General features: G+C 65.6%; 5 protein-coding genes. 2 read left to right on the top strand and 3 right to left on the bottom strand.

Annotated elements, in window-relative coordinates:
• Positions 1–31 precede the first annotated feature (31 nt).
• The 3 genes from CK486_RS18420 to CK486_RS15780 all read right to left on the bottom strand — a co-directional run bounded on the left by CK486_RS18420 (position 32) and on the right by CK486_RS15780 (position 7,677).
• The gene (locus CK486_RS18420) at positions 32–4,669 is read right to left on the bottom strand and encodes a filamentous hemagglutinin N-terminal domain-containing protein (RefSeq protein WP_095941269.1); all 4,638 of its coding nucleotides are present in this window, start codon (positions 4,667–4,669) and stop codon (positions 32–34) included.
• Between the two features lie 197 nt (positions 4,670–4,866).
• The gene (locus CK486_RS15785) at positions 4,867–6,234 is read right to left on the bottom strand and encodes a glutamine synthetase family protein (protein ID WP_095941268.1); all 1,368 of its coding nucleotides are present in this window, start codon (positions 6,232–6,234) and stop codon (positions 4,867–4,869) included.
• 51 nt (positions 6,235–6,285) lie between these two features.
• Positions 6,286–7,677 carry an aspartate aminotransferase family protein gene (locus tag CK486_RS15780; protein ID WP_095941267.1) on the bottom strand — a complete coding sequence of 464 codons (1,392 nt, stop codon included), beginning with the start codon at positions 7,675–7,677 and terminating at the stop codon, positions 6,286–6,288.
• 123 nt (positions 7,678–7,800) lie between these two features.
• On the opposite strand from CK486_RS15780, the gene CK486_RS15775 reads away from it, so the two are divergent.
• Together CK486_RS15775 and CK486_RS15770 are read left to right on the top strand one after the other, a co-directional pair.
• Positions 7,801–8,583 carry an SDR family NAD(P)-dependent oxidoreductase gene (locus CK486_RS15775; RefSeq protein ID WP_095941266.1) on the top strand — a complete coding sequence of 261 codons (783 nt, stop codon included), beginning with the start codon at positions 7,801–7,803 and terminating at the stop codon, positions 8,581–8,583.
• A gap of 201 nt (positions 8,584–8,784) precedes the next feature.
• Positions 8,785–9,447 (top strand): GntR family transcriptional regulator, encoded by a 663-nt coding sequence (locus tag CK486_RS15770; protein ID WP_095941265.1) that lies wholly within the window; start codon positions 8,785–8,787, stop codon positions 9,445–9,447.
• The last annotated feature ends 10 nt before the right edge of the window (positions 9,448–9,457 follow it).

The raw sequence follows: 9,457 nt of genomic DNA, 5'->3' as shown, positions 1-9,457 counted from the left end.
CTGGCGTTGCTGCCGGCCAGGCCGCCGCCATTCAGGCCGCCGCTGGCGCTGCCCGTGGCCAGCGACTCGCTGAGGGTACCGGCGTTGGTGCCGACCAGGCGCCGACGTTGCCCGTGCCCGTGACGGCGGTGTCGCTGCTGACCCGCTCGACCACCCCGGCGGCAGCGTTGTAGCCCACCAGGGCACCGGTATAGCTACCACCGGCCACGCTGCCACCCACCAGGTTGAGGTTGCCGACGTAGCCGGCGTTGTAGCCGAACAGGCCGCTGTAGGTGCTGCCGGGACGGTTGATGGCCAGGCCGCTGATGCGGTGCCCCTGCCCGTCGAGCCGGCCGGTGAAGGGGTTGGCCAGGCTGCCGATGGAGAGGAAGCCGGTGCCGCTGTTCCACAGCGCGCTGCTGGAGGCATTGATGTCGTTCGCCAGGACGAAGCGGCTGCCTGCCAGGCTGGTGGAGGCCAGGCCCTGCAGGCCATAGACATCGGTGATGCGGTACGGCGTGGCGAGGCTGCCGTCACCGCCCAGGGCGCGCACGAAGGTGGCACCGGGGCTGAGGCGGAAGTCGGTGACGCTGAAGCTGGGCAGGCTGGTCGCCACCTGGCTCCAGGTGCCGCCGGAGAGATTCAGCACGCCGAGGTTGACGTCCCCGTTGCTGGTCGCGGTTCCGGCAGCAGAGAGGGTCAGGCTGCCGCTGGCGGCGTCGATGCCATCCCCCAGCAGGACGTTGCCGCTATTGCTGGTGCTGAGGGTCAGCCCGGCGTTGTCGCCCCAGGTCAGGCGGTCGGCCACGTTGAGGTTGCCGCCTGCCGACAGCTGGCGGGTGCCGCTGATGCCGAAGGTACCGCCGCTGTCGAGGCTGAGCAGGCCGCCGGAACCGAGGTTGGTGTCCAGGTTGTAGCTGGCGGCGCTGGCAGCCAGGTAGAGGCTATAGCCGCTACTGGTGAGGGCTGAGAAGTCACTGGACGAGAGGAACGCCAGGTCGGCATCGGCATAACTGCCGCGCGCGGCCAGGTAGCGGCTGCGGGTCGCCGAGAGGCTGCCCTGCCCCGTGGCCAGGCGCGCGGCGGAGCTGTAGACGTCCAGCCCCTGGATGCCGTTGGTGCCGATCACGTCGCCGAAGCCGGCGCCGGTGTCGGCGTTGCCATCCAGGTAGGCGATGGCGCCGTTGGCATCCAGGCCGCTGGCGTCGCTGAGGATGTAGTAGTAGCCGTCCGCCCCGCTGCTGCCGCTGCCGATGGCCACGCCGCCGGATACGGCGGTCAGCGTCGCGCCCGCCAGGGCCGTGCTGCCGCCATTGCTGAAGGCCTTGCCGCTGATGGCGATGGGCGTGGTGCTGTAGCGCCAGGTGAAGTACGGGTAGAGGTTGGCGCCGGTGCCCCAGATGGACGAGGAGAAGCCTGACGGCAGCCCGCTCTGGAGCTGCGCGGTGGTACGTCCGGTGATGCCGTTTACCAGACCACCGGACGCGGCTTGCGACTGGCCACTGGTCTGGGTGTTCCAGTAGGCGTTGCTGATGGCGCCATTGGCGCCGTTGTTGTAGCCGACAAAGCCACCCAGCTGGGTGCCGCCGGCGACGTAGCCGGTGGAGTAGCTGTTGCTGATGGTGCCGTTGACGAAATTGACCCCGGCGAAGCCGCCGATATTGCTCGCAGAGCCCTGGCCGATCACCGCGCCGGTGGCGTAGGAGTCGGTGATGCTGCCTTCGTTGTGGCCGACGAAGCCGCCGACCGGTCCCGACGACGCCCTCACCGTGCCGGTGGCGTAGGACTGGCTGATGGAGCCGCCATCGCCGCTGTAGCCGTTGGCGCCCACCAGGCCGCCAACATAGCCGAGGTTGGCGGTCGTGTTGGTGCCGGTGACGTTGCCGGTGGCATAGGAGCGGGTGATGCTGCCGCCGTTGACGTTGAAGCCGACCAGGCCACCGATCTGGTAGCCAGCCCCGGTGACATTGCCGGTGGCGAAGGCATCGGCGATGGCGCCGCTGGCGTTGGCGCCTACCAGCCCGCCGGTGTTGGCTTCGCTGGTGCTGGTGCCGCTGACCGTGGTGCTGGCCGATGCGTTGCCGAGGGTGCCGCCCAGCATGTAACCGACCAGGGCACCGACGTTGTCTCTGCCGGTGACGTTGCCGCCCACCAGCTTGACGTTGGCCAGGGTCGCGCCGGAGGTGTAGCCGAACAGGCCTACATAGTCGGTGGTCGCGCGGTTGATGGCCAGGCCGCTGATACTGTGGCCCTGCCCATTGAAGCTGCCGGTGAATTGCTGTGTGTTGTTGCCGACCGAGCGGAAACCCGACGCGCCCCACACTTCACCGTAGTAGCCGCCGCTGGCGGCCATGGCGCTGGCCAGGCTCAGGTCGGTGCCCAGGCGGTAATTGGCGTTCAGGTCCAGCCCCATCAGTTGCAGGGCGTGGGGGGTGAAGATGGTCGTGGAGTATTCGTTGCGCAGCATCGGCCGGGTATCGCCTTCGAACATCACCCACATGTTGGTGAAGTCGAAGCCGGTGTAGGCCGACTGATTGCGCACAGCGCTGGTCAGGCCGGTACCGCCACCCAGGGAGCTGGACTGGCCGGTGCTGTTGATGTCCCAGTAGCTGTTGTTGACGGTGATGGTCGGCAGGAAGCCGCCGCCGATCAGGCCACCCGTGGTGGTGTAGCCGGTGACCTTGCCGCTGGCGTAGGTGTTGGTCAGCGTCGCGCTGGAGATCACCTCGCCCAGCAGCCCGCCCGCAAACGCACTGGTGTTGCTGACCGTGGCGGTGACCGAGCCGGTGGCATAGGAGTCGGCCATGGCAATGCTCTGCACGCTGCCCGCCAGCCCGCCCACCACGGTCAGGCCGGTCACGTCGGCGGCAGAGGACGAGTAGCGGATGATGCCGTTGTTCACCGTGCCGGCCAGGCCGCCGACGAAGGCCCCGGAGCCGGAAACGCTGCCGGTCATGTGGACGTTGCTGAGGGTGCCGCCGAGGGTGGCGGCGATACCGCCGACGTTCATCTGGCCGGTGATGCGGGCATTCGACAGGGTCAGGTCACGGACGTTGCCGCTTACGGTGCGAAACAGTCCGACGTCGCTCTCCAGTCCGCGGTTGATGGTCAGTTTGTCGATGCTGTGGCCAAGGCCGGCGAAGTTGGTGCTCGCCCCGTCCAGCGGATTGAAGCCGGCGCCGCCGTTCCAGCCCGCGGTGGCGCTGGCGTCGATGTCGTTGCCCAGGGCGTAGAAGCCTGTGCTGGTGATGTTCTGCAATGCGCCAATGTCATGGATCAGGGTGTAGCCGGTGCCCGCCAGGCTGAGGCTGGCATTGCTGCCGGACAGTGTCACGCGGGCGCCCTTGTTCAGGCTGTAGCTGCCGCTGTAGGACATGGACAGCCCGGCGTTGTTGCCTGTGGCGGTGATGTCCTTGTTGATGATGATGCTGCCGGCGGCGTTGAGCGCCAGCACCGTGTTGGCGCTCCAGTTGATGGGCGCGTCCACGGTGATGTTTCCGGCCTGGCTGCCGCCGACGCCGGTGGTCACCGTCACCCCGGTGCTGGCTAGGGCGTTGGTGAGGGTGGTGACGTTGAGCACGCTGTCGTTGGCGTTGCCGTTGAAACCGCCCATGCCGGAGCTGGTGGCGTTGGAAATGGTCACGTTGTAGGGGTCGATCAGCCACTCGCCGGTCTTGCCCTTGGGCGCCAGGGTGGTGACCTTCACGTCGTCGGCGATCTTTACGTGTGCGCCGCTGGTATCGATGAAGCCACCATTCCCACCGGTTGGCGCGCTGGCATCAAGGGTGCCAGCGACATTCACCGCGCCACCGTCGAAATCGCCAAGTAGCAGGATTTTCCCGTTCTTCTGGCCCAGGGTGCGCGCTTCGATGACGCCTGTGTTGTTGACCACGGTCTTGAGTAGAGCATCGCCGGCGTTGGCGGTCAGTACCACCTTGCCACCGTCGGCTTTGATCAACTGACGGTTCTCCACCAGGGCATCGACTGCTGCTTCGTCGACCTGGACATTGAGTAGGCCATCGCCCGCGAAGTCCAGAGTCACAGAATTGCCGGCGGCCAGGGCGACTGCCCCTTGATTCGCGACTATCACGCCCTCGTTGCTGACCTTGCCGCCGAGCAGAGCTACTGCGCCGCCATCGGCGTTAATAAGCCCTTGGTTGACCACCCCAGCTGGGCTTCCATCACCCTTGAAGTGGTATTGCCCTTTGTCAAAGTTCTCGACCGATAGATCCAAAGTAGAGGCCACAAGGCCACCCACGTTTACGCTAGCATCTTTGCCGAACACCACCCCGTTGGGGTTGACGAGGAAGACTTTACCGTTGGCATCCAGCTGGCCCATGATCTTGGAGCCGTCGCTACCGACTACCCGGTTTAGGGCGATTGCGTCCTGGCCAGGCTGATTGAAAGTCACCTTGTTTCCAGCGCCGATATCGAAACTCTGCCAGTTGATGGCCAGCTTGTTGCTGGCCTGGTCGATAATCATCTGCTGCGCATTGGGCTGGCTTATGCTGCCACTGCCGGACACCACTTGGCCGCCGCTTGGTAGATCAGCGGCCAAGGCCTGACCTGCCAGCAGTAGGCAGGTTGTAAGTACCGCACCAGATCCCTTGCCGCGTTTGCGGGCGTGTTCGTCGGCCACGCCCCAAGCGCCGTTGCTTGAGTTCCAGACGAGGGAATAGGTGCGATTCATCCTTGCCTTCCTTGTGCGATCTACTAGTCGACCTAGATTGTGCTCACTCCGCAATGACCAGTAAGTCGGTCTGGATGTTCATGCAGGAGCGTGACTGCATAAATGCTATCCAGAACCGTTGTGCGATAGCCAGCCTCTTGGCCGTTCCTGGCATAGAGAATGTGCATTGTGGGGGCGTACTGTAACGTCCATCCGTTTCAGGCGTGGGTCAGGTACCAGCGCCAATCCTGCTCGCCGACTTCACCGACGAACTGGCGGAACTCTTCCCATTTGATCGCCAGGAAGATCTTCAGGAAGTCCTCACCGAGGGCTTCCTTGGCCCAGGCCGACTGTTCAAGGGTGCGCAGCGCGGTCAGCCAGTCGGTCGGCAGGGTTTCGCGGGCCTGCTCGTAGCCGTTGCCGACGATGGCCTCGCCCGGGTCGATCTGGTGCTTGATGCCATGGTGGATGCCGGCGAGGATCGCCGCGGCCGCGAGATACGGGTTGGCATCGGCGCCGCAGATGCGGTGCTCGACGTGGCGGCTCTTGGCCGGGCCGCCGGGCACGCGGAACGACACGGTGCGGTTGTTCACGCCCCAGCTCTTGGCCAGCGGCGCGTAGCTGTTGGCCTGGAAGCGGCGGTAGGAGTTGGCGTTGGGGCAGAAGATCGCCAGGGCGTCGTTGAGCGTGGCCATCATGCCGCCGATGGCATGGCGCAGCAGCGGCGTGCCGTGCGGGTCTTCGCTGGCCATCAGGTTGTTGCCTTCGGCGTCTGCCAGGCTGACGTGCATGTGCAGGCCGCTGCCGGCCAGGTCGCCGAACGGTTTGGCCATAAAGCAGGCGATCAGTCCGTGCTTGTTGGCCACGCCCTTGACCAGGCGCTTGTAGCGGATGCCTTCATCGACCGCCTGCAGGGCGTCGAAGCGGTGCTCCAGGGTCAGCTCCAGCTGGCCGGGGGCGTACTCGGAAATCGCCGTGCGCACCGGCAGGCCCTGGGCCTCACAGGCGCTGTAGAGGTCGTCGAGGAAGGCCTGCTGCTGTTCCAGCTCCAGCACGCCATACACCTGCGGCGCCTGCGGGCGCACGCCGTTGGCCTGCACGGCCGGTTGCGGGCGGCCGTTGGCGTCGCGGTTCTTGTCCAGCAGGTAGAACTCCAGCTCCACCGCCATTACGGGGTGATAGCCGTCGGCCTTGAGGCGGTCGATGGCGCGCGCCAGTACATGGCGCGGGTCGCCGGCGGCGGCCGGCGCGCCCTGGGTCGGGTGCATGCTCACCTGCACCTGGCCGGTGGGCGTGGCACGCCAGGTCTGCAGGGTCAGGCTGCCGGGGATCGGGTAGGTCCAGCAGTCGGCATCGGCGACTTCCCAGACCAAGCCGCTTTCCTCGACGTCCTCGCCTTGGATGGTCAGCGAGAGGATGGAGCTGGGCAGCGGGCGGCCGTTTTCGTAGATCGCCAGCAGCTCGTCGCGGTGCAGCAGCTTGCCGCGCGGGATGCCGTTGGCGTCGATCAGCATCAGCTCGATCAGGCGCACCTCGGGGTGCTGGGCGAGGAAGTCGCGGGCTTCCTGGATGTCGGCAAATTTCATCATGGTGTCCTTTGATTCTCCCTGCCCCCGGAGGGGCAGGGACTGTTCGGATTATTCGCGCGCGCCGGGAATGGCCAGCAGCTCGGTGATGGCCTGGTCCAGCATGCTGATCAGCTTGTCCACATCCTCCGCCGTGGTGCTCGGGCAGCACAGGGTCATGTTGTGGAACGGGGTGATCAGGATGCCGCGGTTGATCAGGTACAGGTGGATGGCCATCTGCAGCTCATCGTGGAAGGCGGCCTCGGCTTCGGCGCCGGTGCGTGGCGATACCGGGCAGAACTGGAATTCGCTGCGCGCGCCCAGCTCGGTCACCGACCACTTCAGGTCGTGCTTGGCGATCAGGCTGCGGAAGCCATCGGCCAGACGCTTGGCCAGCGGCAGCATGTGGTCGTAGGCCGCCTGGGTCATCACCTGTTCCAGGTTGGCGCGCATGCAGTGCATGGCCAGGGCGTTGGCCGACAGGGTGGTACCCATGCCGCTGTGGCCGTGGCCATGGCTGTCTTCCTGGGCCTGCTTGCGCGAGGCTAGCATTTTCTCGGCCATCTCGGCGCTGCAGCCGAAGATGCCGCAGGGCACGCCGCCGGCGATCGGCTTGCCGACCACGAAGAAGTCCGGGTCGAGGTTCCACAGCTTGGTGCAGCCACCGATATTGGTGGAGATGGTGTGGGTCTCGTCGATGATCAGCAGGCTGCCGTACTTGCGGGTCAGCTCGCGGCACTTCTGCATGAAGCCCGGGTCGGGCAGGACCATGCCTATGTTGGTCATGGCCGGCTCGCACAGCAGGGCACAGACGTCGCCCTTGGCCAGCGTGGCTTCCAGCGCCTCGACGTCGTTGAACGGAATCGAGCGGCTGTACTGGGTCAGGTCATAGGCCTGGCCGACCAGGCCGGAGCGGTGTACGGTTTCGCCGTCGCGGTAGCGCACCATCACGTCGTCGACTGTGCCGTGGTAGCAGCCGTCGAACACCAGCAGGGTTTTCTTGCCGGTCACGGCACGGGCCCAGCGCAGCACGTAGCGGTTGGAGTCGGTGGCGGTGGCGGTGACCTGCCAGAACGGCAGGCCGAAGCGCTCGGCCAGCAGCTCGCCGCAGACCACGGCGTCTTCGCCCGGCAGCATGGTGGTCAGGCCATTGTTGGCCTGCTCAGCGATGGCCTTGGCCACCGGGTCCGGCGAGTGGCCGAACATGGTGCCGGTGTCGCCCAGGCAGAAGTCGATGTATTCGTGGCCGTCGACGTCATAGAAACGCGCACCCTTGGCGCGCTCGACGAACAGCGGGCAGGGGGTCGACCAGTCGGCCATCCAGTGCATCGGCACGCCGGCGTACAGGGAATTGCGCGCGCGCTCGGCAAGGGCGACGGACTTCGGATTGCGCTCGAGGAAACGGGCACGCTCACGGGCGGCAAAGGTTTCCACGGCGGCTTGGCTGATACCACTGGCAGTCATTGTTGAACACCTCGTTCGGATTTCCGCACATCCTGCATTTGTGATCACATTTATGTCAATAGGTGTGAGATGAAGGGTTTTAGGCTAGCCTATGCCCATATTTGTGATCACAAAGAGGTTTTCATGTCGCATTCAGTATGGCAGGGACGGGTCGCCCTGGTGAGCGGCGCTGGCGCCGCGGACGGTATCGGTATAGCTATTGCCAGGCGCCTGGGCCAGGCCGGCGCCCGGCTGGTGATCAGCGCCAGTAGTGCGCGCATCCATGAGCGGGTGGCCGAACTGCGTGCCGAGGGCTTTGAGGTAGAGGGCCGTGCGGCTGATCTCACTGACGAGGTACAGGTCCGTGAGCTGGCGGTCTGGGCCGAAGCTCTGTGGGGACGTATCGATGTACTGGTGAATAACGCCGGCATGGCCATGCAGGGCAGCCCGGAACCCTTCGCCGAACTGGCGGACATGGACCTGCTGACCTGGAACCTGTCGATCGCGCGCAACCTGACCACGGCTTTCCTGCTCACCCGCGCCGTGTTACCGGGCATGCAGGCGCGTGGTTACGGGCGCATCGTCAACATCAGTTCCACCACCGGCACCCGCGGCAGCAATATCGGCGAATCGGCCTACAGCGCGGCCAAGGCGGCCATGCTCGGCATGAGCATGGGATTGGCTCTGGAAGTGGCCAAGCAGGGCATCACGGTCAACAGCGTGGCGCCGGGCTGGATCGCCACCGGCTCCAGCACCGATGAAGAGCGGCATGCCGCCGAGTACACGCCCATCGGCCGTGCCGGGCGCCCCGAGGAGGTGGCTGCCGCGGTGGCCTTCCTGGCCTCGCCCGAGTCGAGCTACATCACCGGCGAGGTGTTGGTGGTCGACGGCGGTAATTGCCTGATCGAAAACAAAGCCCCCTGCTGAGCGGCTGCGCGTCGGCCGGTCTGCGTTGAAAACGGGCTCGGACTGCTCATTTACACCTTGTAAACTCCGCGTCCTCGCCCGTTTTCGCCTTGCCCAGCTCTAGCTCGCTCGCTCAGATTCAGACCTAACTTGGAGAGCCTTATGCGCGATTGTTTGCTGACCCTTTCCCAACTGCCTGCACCGCCACGGGAGCGCTGATCCATGGCCGACAACCTGCAGGAACAGTTGTACCAGAACCTGCGCGCCGCTTTGCTGGCGGGCACATTCAAGCCCGGCGAACGACTTAAAATCCGTGATCTGGCAGCCGCCTGGGGGACCAGCCCGATGCCGGTGCGTGCCGCACTACAGCGCCTGGTGGCCGAGGGCGCGCTCGAGGGTGAGCAGCAGCGCTCGGTGCGCGTGCCGGCGATGACACGTGAGCGTTTCCAGCAGTTGTTCCAGGTGCGCCTGAGCCTGGAGGGCCTGGCGGCGGAAGAGGGCGCACGGCGCCTGAGCACCAGTGAGCAGGATGTCCTGCGCGACTGTGTGGCCGAGATGGAGCGTGCGCTGGAGCAGCGTGACGTGCAGGGTTACCTCGCACACAACAGCCAGTTCCACCTGACGCTCTACAAGGCCTGCGCCAACCCGGTACTGCTGCGCCTCATTGAGTCGCTGTGGCTGCAGGTCGGGCCCTTCTTCAACCGCCTGTTTACCGAGGCTGATCTGTCGTTACGCCTCAACGATTTCCATGAGGACTGTCTGGCTGCCATTGAGCGCGGCGAGCCCGCAGGAGCCCGCGCCGCCATTGAGGCGGACCTGTCCTACTTCGGCAAGTTCCTACTCAACCTGCTGGATCTGGAGGCGGGTGAGCGCCCGGCGCGCTGACTCTAACGGG

It is taken from the genome of Pseudomonas sp. HAR-UPW-AIA-41 (genome assembly GCF_002304225.1).
GTDB lineage: Bacteria > Pseudomonadota > Gammaproteobacteria > Pseudomonadales > Pseudomonadaceae > Aquipseudomonas.
Note: the sequence above shows the minus strand (reverse complement) of the source record. Positions and strands in the feature narration are given on the sequence as shown.